The organism is Paraburkholderia sp. J41 (genome assembly GCF_905220235.1).
Taxonomy (GTDB): domain Bacteria; phylum Pseudomonadota; class Gammaproteobacteria; order Burkholderiales; family Burkholderiaceae; genus Paraburkholderia.
Window position 1 is genome coordinate 1 of sequence record NZ_CAJMZE010000039.1, and the last position, 19,455, is coordinate 19,455.

The window sequence follows — 19,455 nt, forward strand, 5'->3', positions numbered from 1 at the left end:
CTGGCATATTCACCCAATCGGATTGGTGGGAAATTTTGCCGGCAGCGCCGCACACCCATTCGTTACTATTCAAGGGCAACGAATTGAGCTTCAGTTCTTGCAGAAGTCCAATGGCCGCTCGCTTAATGAACAGGACTACACGGACGCTGCTGCCGAACTAGGTTGTGAGGCCAGAGCTATCAAGGCAGTTGCGAAAACGGAAACCGGCTCGTCAGGTCCTTACTTTAGGCCCGGCCAAGATTTAGCGTCTGGGGATGATCCGGTGCCAGCCATCCTTTTCGAGCGGCACCTATTTCATCGTGCTACTCAAGGAATATACGACCAAAGTCACCCACGTATTTCGAATTCCACGCAGGGGGGATATGGGACCAAGGCGATTCAATATGAAAAATTACTGGAAGCTTATGCACTTGATCCAAATGCAGCACTGGCTTCCGCTTCCTGGGGGAGATTCCAGATATTAGGGAAAAATTTCAGGGCGACTGGCTTCCAAAGTGTGCAAGACTATGTTGCATCAGTGAGCGAATCGGAGGCCAACCAACTGCGGGCATTCGTTTCATTCATTAAAGCAGATTCAGTATTAAAGAGGGCTATTTGCAATAAGGATTGGCACGCATTTGCTATTCGATACAACAGATCGGCTCAACAGGGCTACGACACAATTATCGCTAACAATTATAGGGAGGCCAGCGGAGAATGAAATCAAAGATAACTGTATTTTGTATTGTAATTTTTTTGAGCAACATAGTTTGCGGAATAGCTGTGGCTGCACCTTCATTGTGTGCGCCAACAGAGACCGTGATTTTTTCCTGCGCTACCACAGCATCGAAAATTATTTCCTTGTGTGTGGACGAGCGCGACAAGCTAATATCCTATCGGTACGGTAAATTAAGGCGAGTGGAGATGTCGTATTCAGCAAGAGTTGGGGGTGAAAATGGCTTTTATGCTAATCACTATTTTCGACCAAGTGTTGACTATACAAGAATTTCTTTTGCCGTTGCCGAATATCAATATTCTGTGTTCAAAAATTACGATGCGACCGAGGAGCCAGCCATAAAATATGGCGTCGCCGTTTCCAAGAATGGAGATAATGAAACCCAGATTGAATGTCACTCGCGGGTGGCAGATAACATGAAAAAAATTCTCAAGGATTTAAAGTGCGATAGAAGTAGCGCGCTTGGATGTCCTTGAGTTTTATTTTCTGTGTTACTGTTAAACAATTAGACAGTCCACACACATGCGCCGCCCACGCTTCCATCATCGGACGGCGCTGCTCAAGAAGGTGCGGTGATATGCACTTTCAACCTTGTTCGCGACCTTATGAGCAAGCGCCCGCTCGGCAAGGTCGCGGGCGTAGCCGTGTTCGCTGGCCCAATCGCGGAAGCTGGAGCGGAACCCGTGCAGCGTCGCGACGCGCCCCGGCGTATCGCTCTTTGCCTTCACGCGGCGCAGGAGCGCCGTCAAGGTCATATCGGGTAACACCTTGCCGCGCGGCGACGGAAACACCAGGGATTCGTGCTTTGACTCTTTGAGCCGCTTGACGAGCGCGAGCGCCGCCGACGAGAGCGGGACGCGGTGCGGCTCTTTCGCCTTCATTCTTGTGCCGGGGATGGTCCACATAGCGGCGTCGAGGTCAAACTCGCCCCACGTCGCGCCGCGCACTTCGCCGCTACGCGCGCCCGTCAGAATCGCGAATAGCATCGCGGCGCGCGTGTTGTCGCCGGGTTCACTATCGTTAAGCTGCGCTTCCACGAATGCCGGTATGGCACGCCACGGCATCGCGGGCTGGTGTTCCTTCTTCGCGTTCTGCTTCGGTAAAAGGTAATCGACCACGCTAACCGGGTTCGCCGCAATGTGGCCGTGCGCCCACGCCCATTGCATGACGGTGTGCATGCGCTGACGGGTGCGGCTCGCAGTCTCCGCTTTCTCAAGCCAGATAGGCCGCAAGACTTCGGCGCAATCGGCAGGCGTGACTGCATCAAGCGGCCTGCTGCCGAGCTTCGGGAACACATAGGTTTCAAGCGTGCTGATCCACTGTGCGGCGTGCTTCTGGTTTTTCCAGCCGGGTTTGAGTTCTTCGTGAACCTCGCGCGCGGCCTTTTCAAAAGTCAGTGCCGCCGCCGCGATGCTGGCGGCCTGCTGTTCGCGGCCGCGCTCCTCAATCGGGTCTTTGCCCGCGTCGATCTGGCGACGCATGGCGAGCGCCTTGTCGCGGGCGTCGGCAATCGAGACTTCGGGATAGACGCCGAGGCCCGCATCGCGGCGCTTGCCCGTTGTCGGACTGGTAAAGCGCAGTGTCCACTTGCTGCCCCGTTTTGCCTGGGGTGAGCATCAACCCCGTTAGCATCAACGGTAACCATTCCATACGAACCGCACCCGACGCGACCCAAAGCAAAGTGCCATCGAGTTTCGGGTAGTCATCCTGAATCGGCACTGCACGGAATGCGCTGCCAGCGTTTTCGGGAGCGAGCGCACTCCGGCGCCAGGCGCAAGAGACGAACGAAAGCCCCTCAACGACACCCGAACGAATCGCAATACATGTTGTAAACCAGGCCATCGCCGTCCATGCCGGTAATCGTCCGGCTGCCGTTGCCGTAGTTCTTCACCGTTTCGTTCCACGTCGAACCATCGGCGGCGGCGCCGTCAATGAACGTGGTGCTGCCCCGCGTGTTATAGAGCTGCTTCGACGGGCTTTCGGCGTCCTGCGTGTACACGGGCACCTGCGACGCGTCGCCGTAACGTTGCACCACGTAGGTGTTGCCCGATGCGTCGCGGCAGCTCTGGAAGGCCGCGCTACCCCAGCAGTCGGCGAATGCGCTGCTTGCCGCGCAGGCGGTCAGAACGAAGCAGAGGCTGTGGGCAAGGCGTTTCAATCGAACCCCGAATGAGTGGCATAAGGCGGGATGGGTGCGCACCCACGGCGCGCACGCGCGGCGCGCGAAATTGTACCTTGGCGCGGCCGCCGCCATCCTGCACGCGTTTATCGGCCGATTCGCGCGAAGCTTGAGTCGTCGCCCGCACAGCGACCGCCTGCGTCACGGATGCCGGATGTAATCGACCAACGCGACGGTGTACGCATCGGGTTTGCGGTCGAGCAGGCTTGCCGCGATCGCCGCGAGAAAGCCCGCCGGCACGCCGAACACGCCCGAGCTGATCGGGTCGATGCCGAACCAGCGTCCGCCCGCGAAGCCCGTCAACTGCGTGAAGAACGGATACGTCGACACGATGTAGTACACGCACACGGCAAGTCCCGCGATCATGCCGGCCACGGCGCCGATGCGCGTCGTGCGCTTCCAGAACACGCCCAGCACGAGCACGGGAAAAAGACTCGACGCCGCCAGCGAAAACGCCGCGCCCACGAGGAACAGAATGTTGCCCGCGTTCAGCGAGGCCACCCACGACGCGAACAGCGCCACGCCAAGCAGCAGGATCTTCGACATCGTCACGCGCCGCTGGCTCGACGCCTCGGGGTCGACCATGTGGTAGTACACGTCGTGCGAGAGCACGTTCGAGATCGTGAGCAGCAGGCCGTCCGCCGTCGAAAGCGCCGCCGCGAGCGCGCCCGACGCGATCAATCCCGACATCACATACGGCAATCCGGCAATTTCCGGCGCGGCGAGCACCACCATGTCGGGCTGCATCTGAATGTCGCTCCAGCGCACGATGCCGTCGCCGTTCACGTCCGCAATGCTGATGAGATACGGCTCGATGCGCCGCCACTGCATCACCCAATGCGGCAGGTCGTCGAAACGCCGGCCCACGAGGTGCGTGAGAATCTCGAACTTGATGAGCACTGCGAGCGCGGGCACCGTCAAGTAGAACAGCGCGACGAAAAAAAGCGTCCAGCCCACCGAGCGGCGCGCCGAAGCCACCGAAGTCGTCGTGTTGTAGCGCGTGAGTATGTGCGGGAGACTCGCGGTGCCGAGCGAAAGACACAGCAGCAGCGAAAGAAAGTTGCGTTGATGCACGCGCCGCGCCGCTTCGCTTTCGTCGGGGAACGGCGCGTTCATCGGCACGGGCGGCGCGGCGCGCTCGAGCAGATCGTCGCGCTGGCGCGTCCAGACCATGCGCGCCGCGTCCACGTCGCGCGGAAACGCACTCAGCTCGCGTTCGAGCGCGTCGACGTCGCGCAGCGGCCCGTTGTGGCGGCGCAAGTCCGCCAGCGCCTGCACGAGACGCGTTTTTTCCTCGACATACGACTGCGGCAGCGCGTCGAGGCGCGATTGCCACAGCGCCGCGCGCCGGCCGTATTCGTCGCGCACCTTGGCTTCGTCGGGCGAGGCGCGCACTTCGCGCTCGAGCGTTTCCACGCGCTGCATCACCGTGCCGTATTGCGCGTGCGGCAGCCAGCCGAGCCCGTCGCGATGCGCGATCATCGAAACGGGAATCAGGATCGCCGCAATGAGGATGATGTATTGCGCGACCTGCGTCCACGTCACCGCGCGCATGCCGCCCAGAAACGAGCACACGAGAATGCCCGCGAGCCCGCAGAAGATGCCGATGGCGAAGTCCACGCCGATAAAGCGCGTTGCGATCAAGCCCACGCCCTGGATCTGCGCGACGAGATAGACGAACGAACACAGGATGGTCGCGAGCACGGCCAGCCCGCGCACGAGATTGCTCGAGAAACGCGTGCCGAGAAAGTCCGGAATGGTGTAGCGCGCGAGCTTGCGCACATACGGCGCGAGCAGGAACGCCACGAGGCAATAGCCGCCGGTCCAGCCCATCAGGTAGGCGAGGCCGTCGTAGCCGCTTGCGTAGAGCGATCCCGCGAGGCCGATGAACGAAGCGGCCGAGAGCCAGTCGGCGGCCGTCGCCATGCCGTTGAACACCGAGGGCACGCGACGCCCCGCCACGTAGTATTCGACCAGATCGGAAGTGCGCGAGAGCAGCCCGATCACGGCGTACACGGCAATCGGCACGAACAGGAACACGTAGCCGATCCACATGCCGGGCCCGGTCGAAAGCTCGATGCGCCACATCACGTAGACGAAGGCGAGAAAGCCGAGCGTATAGAACGCGTACGAGCGAATGAGCCGATGCGCGAGCTTCATCGCTGCTGGGCCCGGCTCGCCCCGCGAATGGCGATGTCGGCTTCGAGCGCGGCCTGCAACTCGCGGTCCGCGCGCTGCATCAGCACGATATACACGCCAACCAGCAGCACATAGATCAGTATCGCGCCTTGCGCGCCGAGATAGAACGGCAGGCTGAAGCCCGCGAAGCGCACGCCGGCAAGCGCGTGCGCGAACAGCGGCGCAACGAACGAAACGAGAAAGCCGAGCGTCATCAGCACGGCGATCAACGCGATGTTGAAGCGCCAGTAACGCCGATGCGCGAGCGCCATCGCCTCGCTCACCGGCGGCGGCTCGGGCAAGGGGTTGAGATTGTGTTGCGGCGGAGTGTGTGGCGCGGCCATGCGCCTGTGTAGCAAAAACGCATCGGGCCGGCAATCGGGAAGAATGCGGTGCGAACGGGAAACCGCCGCGGGCCGCCGCAAGAACGAGGCAAACGCGCGGCGCAAATCCCGGCCGCCGCGCGCTGCACAACCCGGAAAGCCGCTTTTACAGCGACTCGCCGAGCTGATCGAGAATCGCCGGATTTTCGAGCGTGGACACGTCCTGCGTGATCGCCTCGCCCTTCGCGAGCGAGCGCAGCAGGCGGCGCATGATCTTGCCCGAGCGCGTTTTCGGCAGGTTCTCGCCGAAGCGGATGTCCCTCGGCTTCGCGATCGGCCCGATCTCCTTGCCGACCCACGCGCGCAGATCGTTGGCGAGCTTCACGGCTTCGTCGCCCTGCGGACGCGTGGCCTTGAGCACCACGAACGCCACCACGGCTTCGCCGGTCGTGTCGTCGGGGCGGCCCACCACGGCGGCTTCGGCCACGAGCGGATTGGCCACCAGCGCCGACTCGATCTCCATCGTGCCGAGGCGGTGGCCCGAGACGTTCAGCACGTCGTCGATACGGCCCATGATCGTGAAGTAGCCGCTGTCCTTGTCGCGCACGCTGCCGTCGCCGGCGAGGTAGAGCCTGCCGCCGAGTTCGTCGGGAAAATAGCCCGACTTGTAGCGCTCCGGCTGGCCCCAGACATTGCGGATCATGGCGGGCCACGGGCGCTTCACGACAAGAATGCCGCCCTGCCCGTTCGGCACATCCTGGCCGGTTTCGTCGACGATGGCGGCCATGATGCCCGGCAGCGGCAACGTACACGAGCCCGGCACGAGCGGCGTCGCGCCCGGCAGCGGCGTGATCATGTGGCCGCCGGTTTCGGTCTGCCACCAGGTGTCGACGATCGGGCAGCGCTTGCCGCCCACGTTTTCGTAATACCAGATCCACGCTTCGGGATTGATCGGCTCGCCGACGGTGCCGAGAATGCGCAGCGAGGACAGGTCGTAACTTTTCGGGTGGACCTTCGCATCGGCTTCGCTCGCCTTGATGAGCGAGCGGATGGCCGTGGGCGCCGTGTAGAACAGCGTGACCTTGTGCTTCTCGATCATCTGCCAGAAGCGACCCGCGTTCGGGAACGTGGGCACGCCTTCGAACACGACTTGCGTGGCGCCGATCGTGAGCGGCCCGTAGGCGATATAGCTGTGGCCGGTGATCCAGCCGATGTCGGCCGTACACCAGAATACGTCCGTGGGCTTCCAGTCGAAGGTCCACTTCATGGTTTGCGCCGCCCACAGCAGATAACCGCCTGTGCTGTGCTGCACGCCCTTCGGCTTGCCGGTCGAGCCCGACGTATAAAGAATGAAGAGAGGATGTTCCGCGCCCACCGGCTCCGGCGCGCAGGTGTCGCTCTCGGCTTGCGAGAGTTCGTGCATCCAGTGGTCGCGGCCTTCGGTCCACGCGACCTTGCCGCCCGTGCGCCGGTAGACGATCACGCTATGCACCGCGTCGCAGCCGCCCATGGCGAGCGCTTCGTCGGCGATGTTCTTGAGCGGCAGCGCCTTGCCGCCGCGCATCTGCTCGTCCGCCGTAATGAGCGCGACCGCGCCCACGTCCACCACGCGCTCGTTGAGCGACTTCGACGAAAAGCCGCCGAACACGACCGAATGCGTTGCGCCGATGCGCGCGCAAGCCTGCATGGCCACCACGCCTTCGACCGACATCGGCATGTAGATGACCACGCGGTCGCCCTTCTTCACGCCGCGCTTCTTGAGCGCGTTGGCGAAACGCGAGACGCGCGCGAGCAAGTCCTTGTAGGTGACGTTGGTCACGCTGCCGTCGTCGGCTTCGAAGATGAGGGCGACGCGCTCGCCGTTGCCCGCTTCGACGTGACGGTCGAGGCTGTTGTACGAGGCGTTCAGTTCGCCGTCCGCGAACCACGTGTAGAACGGCGCCTTCGATTCGTCGAGCACGTCGGTGAAGGGCTTGTGCCACGTCAGCGTTTCGCGGGCGAGGCCCGCCCAGAAGCCTTCGTAATCGCGCTCGGCTTCGGCGCACAGCGCCTTGTACGCGTCCATGCCGGACACCGTGGCGCCCGCCGCCGTTTGCGCGGACGGCGCAAAAACACGGCGTTCCTGAAGAACCGATTCAATCGCAGACATCGACAACCCCTTGGTGAAGATGAAACATCGAACTCATGAACGCGCGCGGCACCATCTTCGATGCCCGCGCGCGCCGTCTCCGTGCGCCGTCCGTCCTCGCGAGGCGAACGCGCGCTGTTTGGCTTGCGCCGCGCGCAAGGCGTTGCGGCGCCGCAGCATGCATGGGCCATGCGCATTGCTCGCGCGGCGCGTTTCGCCCATGCCGGCAAGATTAAGCGTAGCAACTTACCGGCCACTTACGTGCGCTCGCGGGCACGCGCGGCATGGCTCCCGCGCGGCGGCACGAGGGCGCGCCGTGGCGCGGCGGTAAGCAGACATTTAGAATGCTAACTGAACTGTGCGCCCGGATTCCAGCTTGAATCGCTATTCATTATTTCTCGTCGCGTCGATGCTGCTCGTCGGCAGCAACGTCGGCATCGGCAAGTCGATCGTCGCCTTCGTACCCGTTCCGCTCTTTGCGCTCCTGCGCTTCGTGATCGCGCTCGCCGTGCTCGGGCCGCTGTTGCGCGCCGCGAAAATGCGGCGCGTGAAGCGCGGCGAATGGCTCAATCTGTTCCTCCAGGCGCTGTTCGGTACATTCGGGTTTACGCTGCTGATGCTGGGCGGCGTGCATCGCACGAGCGCCGTCGCCGCGGGCGTCATCACGAGCACCATCCCGGCCGTGATCGCGATTTTCGCGTGGCTTTTTCTGCGCGAGCGCCCCGACGCGCGCACGCTCGCCTCCATCGCGCTCGCCATCGCGGGCATCGCCGTCATCAACGTTTCGCATGCGGGCGAAGGCGGCGGCGCGGCCGGCAACTCGCTCGCCGGCAATCTGATGGTGCTGGGCGCCGTGTGTTGCGAGTCGCTCTATGTGATTCTGTCGCGCCGCCTCACGCAAACGCTGTCGCCGCTCGATATCTGCGCCTACACGCATCTGTTCGGCTTCTTGCTGATGCTGCCCGTGGGCCTGCCCAGCGCGCTCGCGTTCGCGCATTCGCCGGCGCTCGCGAGCGTGCCCGCGGGCATCTGGTGGCTCGCGCTCTGGTACGGGCTTTCGGCCAGTGTGTTCTCGTTCTGCCTCTGGATGATGGGCATTCGCCACGTGCCGGGCAGCATCGCGGGCGTGTTCACGGCGGTGCTGCCGGTGGCGGCGGCCATTTACGGCATCGTATTTCTCGGCGAACGGCCCACGCCCGCGCACGGCGTGGCGCTCGCGTGCGTCGTGGCCGGCATCGCGCTGGCGAGCCTCAAGACCCGGCGCGTGCCGCCGGTGGCCTCTTAAGGCGCGCGGCGCAGCGCGCCGTGTCGTTCCGGCGATGGTCTTGCGCGCGGCTTTTGCGTACGGCGCGGCGTGCGCGCGCGGACCGGCGCGGCGCGAGAGGAAGGCGGCGCGAACCGGCGCGAGGCGGCACGAGGCGGCACGAGGCGGCACGAGGCGGCACGAGGCGGAAAGGATGCGGAACGAAGCGGGATCAAGCGGGATGGGATCAAGCGGGACCAATCGGGACGAAGCGGGATCGAGCGGAACAAAGCGGCAGAAAGCGGCACAGAGAGGCGCAAACCGGCACAAACCGGCGTGCGGGACCGGCCGCGCCCTGCCGGCCTGCCGGCGAGCCGGTCCGCCGACGCTGTACAATATCGCCCGCCCGGCCCCTCGCGCCGCGGCGGCGCTTTCGATGCGCCCCGTGCGCGCCCGGCGGCTCCGCATGAATTCGCCCTCGTGATCGCCCATGTCCGCTGCACGCTCCCAGCCGCCTTCCGGCGGCGCACCCGGTAACGCCCCGCGCCGCATGCGTCCCCTGCCCAGCCTTATTTTCATGAGCCGCTGGCTTCAGGTGCCGCTTTATCTGGGCCTGATCGTCGCGCAAGTCGTCTATTGCGTGCTGTTCCTGAAGGAAGTGTGGCACCTCGTGAGCCACGCCACCACGCTCGACGAAACCAGCATCATGCTGGCCGTGCTCGGCCTGATCGACGTGGTGATGATCTCGAACCTGCTCATCATGGTGATCGTGGGCGGCTACGAGACCTTCGTCTCGCGCATGAACCTGGAAGGCCATCCCGACGAGCCCGAATGGCTCGATCACGTGAACGCCGGCGTGCTCAAGGTGAAGCTCGCAATGGCGCTCATCAGCATCTCGTCGATCCATCTGCTCAAGACCTTCATCAATCCCGACGCGGCTTCCACGCATACGGTGATGTGGCAGGTGATCATCCACGTGGCGTTCCTCGTTTCCGCGCTGGTGATGGCGTGGATCGACCGTCTCGCCACGCACACGCACCCCGAGCACTACCAGGAACTCGCCGCGCGCCACCCCGTGCAGCGCGCCGTCGCGAACGACCAGGCAAGCTGAATACGCTATTGCCGCGGCACAAAACCGATTCGAAACACCGTCCCCACGAAAAGCCCATCATGACTGTCATCAAGCAGGAAGACCTGATCCAGAGCATCGCGGATTCGCTCCAGTACATCAGCTACTACCATCCGCAGGACTATATCGAGGCGCTCGGCCGCGCCTACGAGCTGGAAGAAAGCCCGGCCGCGAAGGACGCCATCGCGCAGATCCTCACGAACAGCCGCATGTGCGCCGAAGGCCGCCGCCCGATTTGCCAGGACACCGGCATCGTCACGATCTTCGTGAAGGTGGGCATGGACGTGCGTTGGGACGGCGCCACGATGGGCGTGACCGACATGATCAACGAAGGCGTGCGCCGCGGTTATCTGAACCCGGACAACGTGCTGCGCGCGTCGATCGTTTCGCCGCCCGAAGGCGGGCGCAAGAACACGAAGGACAACACGCCGGCCGTGATCCACTACGAGATCGTGCCGGGCGACAAGGTGGACGTGCAAGTCGCGGCCAAGGGCGGCGGCTCGGAAAACAAGTCGAAGTTCGTGATGCTCAACCCGTCCGACTCGATCGTCGACTGGGTGCTCAAGACCGTGCCGACGATGGGCGCGGGCTGGTGCCCGCCGGGCATGCTCGGCATCGGCATCGGCGGCACCGCTGAAAAGGCCATGCTGATGGCGAAGGAATCGTTGATGGAGTCCATCGACATTCAGGACATCATCAAGCGCGGCCCGAAGGACTGGATCGAGGAGCTGCGCGTGGAACTGCACGAGAAGGTCAACGCGCTCGGCATCGGCGCGCAGGGACTGGGCGGACTCGCCACCGTGCTCGACGTGAAGATCATGGCCGCGCCCACGCACGCGGCGTCCAAGCCCGTGGCGATGATCCCGAACTGCGCCGCCACGCGCCACGCGCACTTCGTGCTCGACGGCTCGGGCCCGGCGAAGCTCGAAGCGCCCTCGCTCGACGCCTGGCCGAAGGTCAACTGGGAGCCGAACACCGAAACCAGCAAGCGCGTCGATCTGAACACGCTCACGCCGGAGGAAGTCGCTTCGTGGAAGCCGGGCCAGACGCTGCTGCTCTCGGGCAAGATGCTCACGGGCCGCGACGCCGCGCACAAGCGCATCGCCGACATGCTCGCGAAGGGCGAAAAACTGCCGGTGGACTTCAAGAACCGCGTGATCTATTACGTCGGCCCGGTCGATCCGGTGCGCGACGAAGTGGTCGGCCCGGCCGGCCCCACCACGGCCACGCGCATGGACAAGTTCACGGAGCTGATGCTCTCGCAAACGGGCCTGATCTCGATGGTCGGCAAGGCCGAGCGCGGCCCCGTCGCCATCGAGGCGATCAAGAAGCACAAGGCCGCTTACCTGATGGCCGTGGGCGGCGCGGCGTATCTCGTATCGAAAGCCATTCGCGGCTCGAAGGTCCTCGCATTCGAAGACCTCGGCATGGAAGCCATCTACGAGTTCGACGTGCAGGACATGCCGGTGACGGTCGCGGTCGATTCGTCCGGCACCTCGGTTCACAAGACCGGCCCCGCCGAGTGGCAAGCGAAGATCGGGAAAATCCCCGTCGCGACGGCATGATGTGTATCATTCGGTTTCACGCCGAAAACTGAAAACCGGGGCCCTTGCCCCGGTTTTTGTTTTGGCAGGCGCAAAACGTAACGAGATTAATTCTCACCACACGCAAGTGTTTGATTTCAGCCGGGATTCGGCCTTGGCATTTGCGTATTGAGCGTTTATTGTTCGAAACCAGAGTTGAAAACCACGCCCCACAGGAAGGAAACGATCATGCAAGGCGACAAGAAAGTTATCGAGTTTTTGAATGCGCAGCTCAAGAACGAGCTGACTGCGATCAACCAGTATTTTTTGCATGCGCGCATGTACAAGCATTGGGGACTCGAGAAACTCGGCAAGCATGAATACGACGAATCCATCGGCGAAATGAAGCACGCCGACTGGCTGATCGAACGCATTTTCATGCTCGACGGCCTGCCGAACCTGCAAGACCTGCACAAGCTGCTGATCGGCGAGGAAACCCAGGAAGTGCTCGAATGCGACCTCAAGCTCGAGTACATCTCGCAAGCAACCTGCAAGGAAGCCATCGTCTATTGCGAATCGGTGCGCGACTTCGTCTCGCGCGAGATTTTCGTGAAGATTCTCGACGACACCGAGGAACACATCGACTGGCTCGAAACGCAGATCGACCTCGTCGGCAAGGTCGGCATCCAGAACTACCAGCAAACCATGATGGGCTCGGCAGAATAAGCAGCCGCCCGCCTGGCGGGTGCGCATCCGCCAGGCGGCGTGTACGCCGCCCAACCCCGCCCAACCCTTTCCCGCCCACTTTCTTGAACCCATCGGCCATGTCCAGCGTGAACGGCGCCGCGCCTGTCGGCATTTTCGACTCGGGCCTTGGCGGCCTTTCGGTGCTGCGCGCGGTGCGCGCGCAACTGCCGGCCGAACGCCTCGTCTATGTGGCCGATTCGCGTTATGCGCCCTACGGCCAGCGCGACGACGACTTCATCGCCGACCGCACGCTCGCGATCTGCGAATGGCTCGCGGCGCAAGGCGCGAAGGCGCTGGTCGTGGCGTGCAATACGGCCACGGCGCAATCCATCGCGCTCGTGCGCGAAAAGCTGGCGCTGCCGCTCGTGGGCGTCGAACCGGGCATCAAACCGGCCGCGCTCGCCTCGAAGTCGCGCGTCGCCGGCGTGCTCGCCACGCAAGTCACGCTGCGCAGCGAGCGGTTTCGCGCGCTCGTGGAGCGCCATGCGGGCGACTTGCGCGTGCTCTGCCAGCCGGGCCACGGGCTCGTGGAAGCCGTGGAGCGCTGCGACGTGTCCTCGCCCGAACTCGTGGCGCTGCTGCGCGCCTACGTGCAGCCGATGCTCGACGCAGGCGCCGACACGCTGGTGCTCGGCTGCACGCACTACCCGTTTCTCGATGCCGCGATCCGCTCGATCGTCGGCAAGCGCATGACGCTGATCGACACGAGCGTCGCCATCGCCCGCCAGCTCGAGCGCGTGCTCGACCAGCACGGCCTGCGCGCGCCCGAGGGCGGCATCGCCGAATGCCCGCGTTTTTGCTCGACGAGCGACGGCACGCATCTGCGCCAGCTCGCCGCGGCGCTCCTCGACATCGACACCGCCATCGAACGCGTGGCGATTCCGTCACGCCGCACGCTCGAACTCGACGCGAACGCGGCCTGAACCGCGCGCCCGGCTCCATTCCACCCTTTTAGCGATTCCTGGCGAAGGCGCCCGCCGCCGCGCCCGGACGCTTGCGGCCCCATTGCGCCAAGGCTCGCGTTCGCTGATCTACCGCAAAATCCCTGCTAAGCGTCCGGTTTTGTTACAAAAATCGCATCGCCGCGCTTGCCAAATGCGTCAAACATAATGATAATAATTCGCATTAACTGTCTCTATTGCGGTCCACCATGATTGTCTGCGTTTGCAAGTCGGTCTCCGACCGGACGATTCGTGCCTCCATCGCGGAAGGCATGGACTCCTTCGACGAGCTGCAATTCGAACTCGGCGTCGCGACCTGCTGCGGCAAGTGCGAAGAGTCCGTGCGCGACGTGATGGCGCAAAGCGGCGCGTGCGAAAGCCGCTGCGGCGTACACGCCGTCGCGCGCACCGCGACCGTGGTGTCGCCGCAAGCCGTCCCGCTCACGTTTTACGAGCGCAAGGCTGCCTGAAGCCGTGACGCGCATCCCGCAACCGGCGATGCGCGCCCGTCCTGCCCGTCCGCCTGAGCGGGCGTTCCGGGGCCCGATCCACCGCCAACAGCAAGCCCGTTTCGCGTGGTCCGCGACGACTAGCCAGCTACGACCGCTCGTGATTCTTCAAGGGGATCGAGATGGAATTGCTGATTGGTTTTGTCACCACGTTGTGCATTTCGCTGTTGATCTTTCGCCCATAAAGCTGCCCGACCCGACGCGCCGGCCCGCCAGCGCACCGTCGTCCGCACGGCAGCCTCGCTAATATGCAGGCCTCTCAAACCACCGCTGTCCCGCTGCCGCTTCCCGCCGTCCGGATGAACCGGCGTATCGTCGCCGTGAGCGCGATCGTCGTCGCGCTGCATGCGGCGCTCATCGCCGTCGTGCTCATGAACCGCGAGCCGCGCACCGTCGCCGTTCAGTCGCAAACGATCACGGCCGAGCTGCTCAAGCCCGATCCCGTCGCCGCGCCGGTCGCGGTTCAATCCACGCCCACGCCGCCTCCGCCCAAGCCCGTCCCGCACGTGACGCGCGAAAAGCCCAAGGTCCAGCCAAAGCCGAAGCCCACGCCGACCCCGTTGCCCGTGGCCGAAGCGCCCTCGCAGCATGTGATCGAGACGCCCGCGCCCGCCGCGCCCACGCCGCCGGCCCCGACGCCGCCCGCGCCGGCACCGGCTGCCGCACCGGCGCAGGGCAAGCCGACGATGGCGATCGCCGCGCCGAAGAACGTTTCGCATATCGACTGCAACATCGTGCAGCCCGATTACCCGACGCTCTCGAAACGCCGCGGCGAGACCGGCACGGCGCTCGTACACTTCGTCGTCGGGCTTTCGGGCAAGGTCGAAAGCGTCACGCTGGCGAGGAGCAGCGGCTACAGCCGCCTCGACGACGCCGCGCTCAGCGCCGCCCGGGAAAGCACCTGCAAGCCCTATCTGGAAGACGGCCAGCCCACGCGCGCCGCCGCCAACCAACCTTTCGACTTCAGCCTGACCGACTGACGGGCTGAAGCCGCACCGCTTTTGACGAATCGAATTTAAAGGATCGACCATGCAGAACTACGGTATCGCCCACGTCTGGGCGCAAGGGGATTTCGTGACACGCGGCATCGCGCTCGCGCTGCTGATCATGTCAGTGCTGTCGTGGTGCGTGATCGTCGTGAAGGCGTGGAACGTCGCGCGCCTGAAACGTCTCACGAAGAACGCGGAGCAGCAGTTCTGGCATTCGGACGACCTCGCCGACGGCGTGAAGAAGCTCGGCAGCGGCACGCGCGAAGACAACCCGTTCCTCGCGCTCGCGCTTTCGGGCCAGGAAGCCGCCGACCACCATCATCAGACGCAGCCGCATCTGCACGACCGCATGGACGTGTCGGACTGGGTCACGCGCTGCCTGAAGGACACCATGGACGATTCGGTCGCGCGCATGCAAAGCGGTCTCGCGGTGCTCGCCTCGATCGGCAGCACGGCGCCGTTCGTCGGCCTGTTCGGCACGGTGTGGGGCATTTATCACGCGCTGCTCACGATCGGCGCGACGGGCCAGACGTCGATCGACGCCGTGGCGGGCCCCGTGGGCGAGGCGCTCATCATGACGGCGTTCGGCCTCTTCGTCGCCATTCCGGCGGTGCTCGGCTACAACGCCCTCACGCGCGCGAACAAGGCGATCGTCACGAAGCTCAACCGCTTCGCGCACGGCCTGCACGCGTTCTTCGTGACGGGTGCGCGCCTGTCGTCGACGGCACGCGGCCATCACGCGAAGGACAACGGCGCGGGCCTTCGTGTCGCCGCGCGCACGAACTAACGAGCGGAGGCAAGCAACATGGCGATGAGCCCCTTTGCCAGCGACGACGACGATGGCCTGATGAACGAAATCAACATGACGCCGCTCGTCGACGTCATGCTGGTTCTGCTGATCGTGTTCATGGTGACGATCCCCGTGATCCGCCATGCCGTGAAGATCGACCTGCCGCACGCGAGCAGCCAGAAGGAAGACACCAAGCCGGCGCAGATCAATCTGTCGATCGAGGCGGACGGCACGGTGCTGTGGGACGGCACGAAGGTGGACGACACCGCGCTGCAACAGAAGATCGCGGCCGCCGCGCAAGCGACGCCGCAACCGGAACTGCATCTGAACGCCGACCGCAAGGTGCAATACGAAAAGGTCGCGCAGGTGATGTCCGAAGCGCAGAGCGGCGGACTCACGAAAATCGGTTTCGTGACGGACCCCGCGCATCATTGATCGGATGCGCCGACGCGCGGCTCCAGGCGGATTCGCGCGCTGCAAATGTAAAAGGCCTTCATCGTCGGATGAAGGCCTTTTTTTCTGCGCACGCGGCGCATTCGGGCGGTGGCGGCGCGCTTCCGACTGTCGTTCGGTCCACGCCCCCACATGCGGCTGCCGTGGTGGACACGGACTGCGCTTGCGGCCCTGAAGGCTCGCTAGGATAGCGGCCATCGAATCCCGCTCAAGAACCGGTGCTTGGCGGGAGGAATTTTAATATAGGCTTCTGCCTACGCGCGCACAAGCTCGCGCCCATTGAAAGTAACGATTGCCGGCGACGCTTAAATGCCTAAAGCGTAAATGCGGCGCGGCGTCTGCAAACGTCGTGCACGGACGGCCGCGCGCGCCCGCACGCGCCGGGCATGCGCCGCCACAACCTCACGCCGTTTCGATCCGGCTTGCCGGTTTCGCGCGCGGCGGCGCGGGCTCGACGCTTTCGCCTGCCGTGTTGCCCGCCGTGTCGCCCGCCATGCCGCCGGGCGCGCCCCTGGCTTGCGCCGCGTTGCGCGCCATGAGCGCGGCCACGTCGCTGCTGAGCGGACACTCCTGGTGCAAATCTTTGTCGGCGTCGAGCACTTCGACGAGATAGTCGACGAACGCGCGCACGGCCGGCACCATGCCCTGGCGCGAGAGAAACACCGCATAAAGCTGCGGCACCGGCAGCGTCCAGCCCGGCATCACCGGCGAGAGCTTGCCCGAGCGCAGCGCGGCGCCGTACATCATTTCCGGCATCGCGGCGATCCCGAGCCCTTGCAGCGCCGCCTCGCGGATCGTCGTGAGGTCGGCGGTGATGAGGCGCGGCTCGTGCTCGTGCGCGTGGCGCGTGCCGTCGGGCGCGATGAGCTGGAAAACGTGGCGGCCGTCGCCCGTCGGCGTGTCGAGCGTTTCGAAGCGCGCGAGATCGTCGGGCGTGAGCGGCGGCGCGTTCTGTGCGAGCAGGCTGGGCGCGCCCACCAGCATCTGCTCGGTGCGCCACAGCGGACGCACGACGATGTTGGCGTTCTGCGGCGGCTCCGAGCGCACCCGCAGCGCGATATCGACGGAATCCTCGAACAGGTCGATCACGCGGTTGGTCACGCGCATCACCACCCGCACTTCGGGGTAGCGATGCATGAATTCGGGGATGATCTGCGAAAAAATGGTTTGCGAGAGCGTGACGGGCACGCTCACGCGCACCGTGCCGCGCGGCGACGAACGCAGCGACTGCACGACGTTGACGGCCGCCTGCGCCTCCGCGAGCATCGCGCGGCAATGCCGATAGAACAGTTCGCCCGCTTCGGTGAGCGCGAGCTTGCGCGTGGAGCGCTGCAACAGCCGCACGCCGAGCGACGCCTCGAGTTCGCTCACCCGGCGCGACAGACGCGACTTCGAGATACCGAGCACGCGTTCCGCGGCCGAGAAGCCGCCGTGCTCGATGACCTGCGAGAAGTACATCAGATCGTTGAGGTTGTGCGAATCGATCTTCATGTCGTCGTTCCAGCGATGGGACAATCCATTGCGATGGGGCCGTAAAACAGGCGGATTTGGCTCCCTATAATAGCGGTTTGTTTCGCAGATAACGCAATTCCCACAATTCGAGGTGATATCCATGACGACTCGCACGATCGAACGCGTGTACCCCGCGGTTCGCACGACCGAAGGCGGCGGATTCATCGTTCATCGGCCGTTTCCGACCCGCCAGCTGATGGACTTCGATCCGTTCCTGCTGCTCGACGAAATGGGCCCGATCGACTACGCGCCCGGCGAGGCGGTCGGCGCGCCCGACCATCCGCATCGCGGCTTCGAAACCGTCACCTACATGCTCGACGGTCGCTTCGGCCACAAGGATTCGGCGGGACATTCGGGCACGCTGCGCTCCGGCGACGTGCAATGGATGACGGCGGGCGCGGGCGTGATCCACAGCGAAATGCCCGACCCCGATTTCGTGCGCACAGGCGGGCGCATCCACGGTTTGCAGCTTTGGGTGAACCTCCCCGCCCGCGACAAGATGATGGCGCCGCGCTATCAGGAACTGCCGACGGAGCGCATTCCCGTCGGGCGCTCGGCGGACGGCAAGGTCAGCGTGAAGGTGATCGCGGGCGAGGCGCTCGGCGTGAAGGCGGCGATCGAAACGCGCACGCCCATCCTGTATCAGCATTTCACGCTCGCGCCCGGCGCGCGCGTGGAGCTGCCGGTGCCGGCGAACTATCGCGTGTTCGCCTACGGGCTCGCGGGCGCCGGGCTTTACGGCGCGGATGCCACGCCAGTCGGCGCGCAGCAGATGGTGACCTTCGCGAGCGACGGCGACACCGTGACGTTCGCGGCGCCCGCCCACGCCGAAGCGCCGCTCGAGGTCCTGCTGATCGGCGGCGTGCCGCTCAACGAGCCGGTCGTGCGCTACGGCCCGTTCGTGATGAACACCGAGCAGGAGATTCGCCAGGCCGTGCTCGACTACCAAAGCGGCCGGATGGGCCAGATCGCGCACTGAGTGCATGCGGCTCGCGCGCCTACCCGGCGCGCTCCGCGCGGTTCCCTCCGACAGATTCGATCGCTTTCGGTCACAATAAGCACTCCGGGGCGCGCGTTTGCGCGCCGTCCTTTTTTCACCCGTACCGCCCGCGAGGATCGCATGGCCGAACCCGCAGTCACCGCCCGCATTGGCTCGACGAACTATCAGGTCCAGTTCGACGACGGCACGCACACCTGGATCGCCGACGAACCCGCCTCGCTCGGCGGCGGCGACCGCGGCCCGTCGCCCTTCTCGCTGCTGCTCTCGAGCCTCGGCGGCTGCACCTCCATCACGCTCAAGATGTACGCGCAGCGCAAGGAGTGGCCGCTCGAAGGCGTGCATGTGAAGCTCACGATCGAAACCGGCAGCGAAGGCACGACGATCGACCGCCAGATCGCGCTCGAAGGCGCGCTCACGGACGAGCAGCGCGAACGCCTCCTGCAAATCGCCAACGTTTGCCCCGTGCACAAGGTTCTCACGAACACGATCACGATCCGCTCGGGCCTCGTCGTCGCCTGAGCGCCGGCGGACGGACATCGACACAGAAAGGCGCCGCCTTGAATTTTGAACACCTCATCCAGATCAACGACCCGCTGAACCCGATGGTCGAATCCATGACGCGCGAGCAGCTTTGGGAAGGCCTCGTACTGCGCGCTGAGCAGCCGCAGCTTTTTGTGATCGGCCTCGATAGCTGCACGATCCTCGATCGCACGGAAACCACGCTCGAGCGCGAACTCCACTACGGCCACGCCACGGTGCGCGACCGCGTGACGCTCACGCCCGGCCAGAGCGTGCGCTACGACATCATGGCCACCGCCGACTACGTGGGCGGCTCGCTCACCATGACGATCGAGCAGCCCGACGCGCTCCAGCTATTCCTGCGCTTCGAATACAGCACGACGCTGCCGAGCGCCGGCACCGAGGACGTCCGGCAGACCTCGGAGATCGTGAAATCGGCGTATCGCGAATCGGATATCGACACCGTGCGTCTGATCCGCCAGTTCGTGCAGGGCGGCCAGACGAACGCGCTGCACTGACGCGACGCCTGCCGCGCTCGGGCCACCCCTTCGTTCGAGCGCGGTGCCTGCGCTTTGTC

At 64.4% G+C, this 19,455-nt stretch carries 20 protein-coding genes and 1 pseudogene; 14 read left to right on the forward strand and 7 right to left on the reverse strand.

Translation table 11 applies throughout. The annotated features are described in order from the left end of the window. Positions 1–700, forward strand: a 700-nt coding sequence (locus U5805_RS27310; RefSeq protein WP_322106631.1) for an N-acetylmuramidase family protein, incomplete at its 5' end; no start/stop codon positions are given. Next, positions 697–1,191 (forward strand): hypothetical protein, encoded by a 495-nt coding sequence (locus U5805_RS27315; protein WP_322106632.1) that lies wholly within the window; start codon positions 697–699, stop codon positions 1,189–1,191. The genes U5805_RS27310 and U5805_RS27315, both read left to right, overlap by 4 nt. Before the next feature lie 66 nt (positions 1,192–1,257). Here U5805_RS27315 and U5805_RS27320 read toward each other — a convergent pair whose 3' ends face one another. From U5805_RS27320 to acs, 6 genes and pseudogenes are all read right to left on the reverse strand, one after another. Further along, on the reverse strand, positions 1,258–2,196 hold the full coding sequence (locus U5805_RS27320) for a site-specific integrase (protein ID WP_322106633.1): 939 nt from the start codon (positions 2,194–2,196) through the stop codon (positions 1,258–1,260). Between the two features lie 9 nt (positions 2,197–2,205). After that, positions 2,206–2,295: pseudogene (locus U5805_RS27325) on the reverse strand (hypothetical protein); the annotation flags it as partial. A gap of 215 nt (positions 2,296–2,510) precedes the next feature. Next, the gene (locus U5805_RS27330; protein ID WP_322106634.1) at positions 2,511–2,969 is read right to left on the reverse strand and encodes a hypothetical protein; all 459 of its coding nucleotides are present in this window, start codon (positions 2,967–2,969) and stop codon (positions 2,511–2,513) included. Positions 2,970–3,035: 66 nt separating this feature from the next. Continuing rightward, positions 3,036–5,054, reverse strand: a complete 2,019-nt coding sequence (locus U5805_RS27335; RefSeq protein WP_322106635.1) for a sodium:solute symporter family protein — start codon at positions 5,052–5,054, stop codon at positions 3,036–3,038. Further along, positions 5,051–5,416 (reverse strand): DUF4212 domain-containing protein, encoded by a 366-nt coding sequence (locus tag U5805_RS27340; protein ID WP_322106636.1) that lies wholly within the window; start codon positions 5,414–5,416, stop codon positions 5,051–5,053. The genes U5805_RS27335 and U5805_RS27340 overlap by 4 nt, the downstream gene beginning before the upstream one ends. Positions 5,417–5,561: 145 nt before the next feature. Continuing rightward, on the reverse strand, positions 5,562–7,544 hold the full coding sequence (gene acs, locus U5805_RS27345; protein WP_322106637.1) for an acetate--CoA ligase: 1,983 nt from the start codon (positions 7,542–7,544) through the stop codon (positions 5,562–5,564). Positions 7,545–7,899: 355 nt separating this feature from the next. Here acs and U5805_RS27350 point away from each other — a divergent pair, with 355 nt between their 5' ends. The 9 genes from U5805_RS27350 (at position 7,900) to U5805_RS27390 (ending at position 15,829) form a co-directional block, all read left to right on the forward strand. Beyond that, positions 7,900–8,808, forward strand: a complete 909-nt coding sequence (locus U5805_RS27350) for a DMT family transporter (protein WP_322106638.1) — start codon at positions 7,900–7,902, stop codon at positions 8,806–8,808. Positions 8,809–9,256: 448 nt separating this feature from the next. Further along, positions 9,257–9,877 (forward strand): TIGR00645 family protein, encoded by a 621-nt coding sequence (locus U5805_RS27355; protein ID WP_322106639.1) that lies wholly within the window; start codon positions 9,257–9,259, stop codon positions 9,875–9,877. A gap of 59 nt (positions 9,878–9,936) precedes the next feature. Then, on the forward strand, positions 9,937–11,460 hold the full coding sequence (locus tag U5805_RS27360; protein ID WP_322106640.1) for a fumarate hydratase: 1,524 nt from the start codon (positions 9,937–9,939) through the stop codon (positions 11,458–11,460). Positions 11,461–11,667: 207 nt separating this feature from the next. Then, positions 11,668–12,144, forward strand: a complete 477-nt coding sequence (gene bfr / locus U5805_RS27365; RefSeq protein ID WP_322106641.1) for a bacterioferritin — start codon at positions 11,668–11,670, stop codon at positions 12,142–12,144. A 98-nt stretch (positions 12,145–12,242) separates the two neighbouring features. Beyond that, complete coding sequence (gene murI / locus U5805_RS27370; protein WP_322106642.1) at positions 12,243–13,088, forward strand: glutamate racemase; 846 nt, start codon at positions 12,243–12,245, stop codon at positions 13,086–13,088. A gap of 227 nt (positions 13,089–13,315) precedes the next feature. Continuing rightward, positions 13,316–13,576, forward strand: coding sequence for a bacterioferritin-associated ferredoxin (locus U5805_RS27375; RefSeq protein WP_322106643.1), 261 nt, complete (start codon positions 13,316–13,318; stop codon positions 13,574–13,576). Positions 13,577–13,863: 287 nt separating this feature from the next. Beyond that, positions 13,864–14,595 (forward strand): energy transducer TonB, encoded by a 732-nt coding sequence (locus tag U5805_RS27380; RefSeq protein ID WP_415914677.1) that lies wholly within the window; start codon positions 13,864–13,866, stop codon positions 14,593–14,595. Between the two features lie 49 nt (positions 14,596–14,644). Continuing rightward, the gene (locus U5805_RS27385; protein WP_322106645.1) at positions 14,645–15,391 is read left to right on the forward strand and encodes a MotA/TolQ/ExbB proton channel family protein; all 747 of its coding nucleotides are present in this window, start codon (positions 14,645–14,647) and stop codon (positions 15,389–15,391) included. Between the two features lie 18 nt (positions 15,392–15,409). Then, positions 15,410–15,829 carry a biopolymer transporter ExbD gene (locus U5805_RS27390; RefSeq protein ID WP_322106646.1) on the forward strand — a complete coding sequence of 140 codons (420 nt, stop codon included), beginning with the start codon at positions 15,410–15,412 and terminating at the stop codon, positions 15,827–15,829. Positions 15,830–16,249: 420 nt separating this feature from the next. Here U5805_RS27390 and U5805_RS27395 read toward each other — a convergent pair whose 3' ends face one another. Continuing rightward, the gene (locus tag U5805_RS27395) at positions 16,250–17,338 is read right to left on the reverse strand and encodes a LysR family transcriptional regulator (RefSeq protein WP_322106647.1); all 1,089 of its coding nucleotides are present in this window, start codon (positions 17,336–17,338) and stop codon (positions 16,250–16,252) included. Positions 17,339–17,459: 121 nt separating this feature from the next. Between U5805_RS27395 and U5805_RS27400 the strand changes: the two genes are divergently transcribed. The 3 genes from U5805_RS27400 to U5805_RS27410 all read left to right on the forward strand — a co-directional run bounded on the left by U5805_RS27400 (position 17,460) and on the right by U5805_RS27410 (position 19,396). After that, positions 17,460–18,338: a pirin family protein gene (locus U5805_RS27400; protein ID WP_322106648.1), complete on the forward strand. Its 879-nt coding sequence runs from the start codon at positions 17,460–17,462 to the stop codon at positions 18,336–18,338. A 141-nt stretch (positions 18,339–18,479) separates the two neighbouring features. After that, on the forward strand, positions 18,480–18,878 hold the full coding sequence (locus U5805_RS27405; protein ID WP_322106649.1) for an OsmC family protein: 399 nt from the start codon (positions 18,480–18,482) through the stop codon (positions 18,876–18,878). Positions 18,879–18,916: 38 nt separating this feature from the next. Next, entirely contained in the window at positions 18,917–19,396 is a 480-nt protein-coding gene (locus U5805_RS27410) for an SRPBCC family protein (protein WP_322106650.1), read from the forward strand. Positions 19,397–19,455 lie beyond the last annotated feature (59 nt).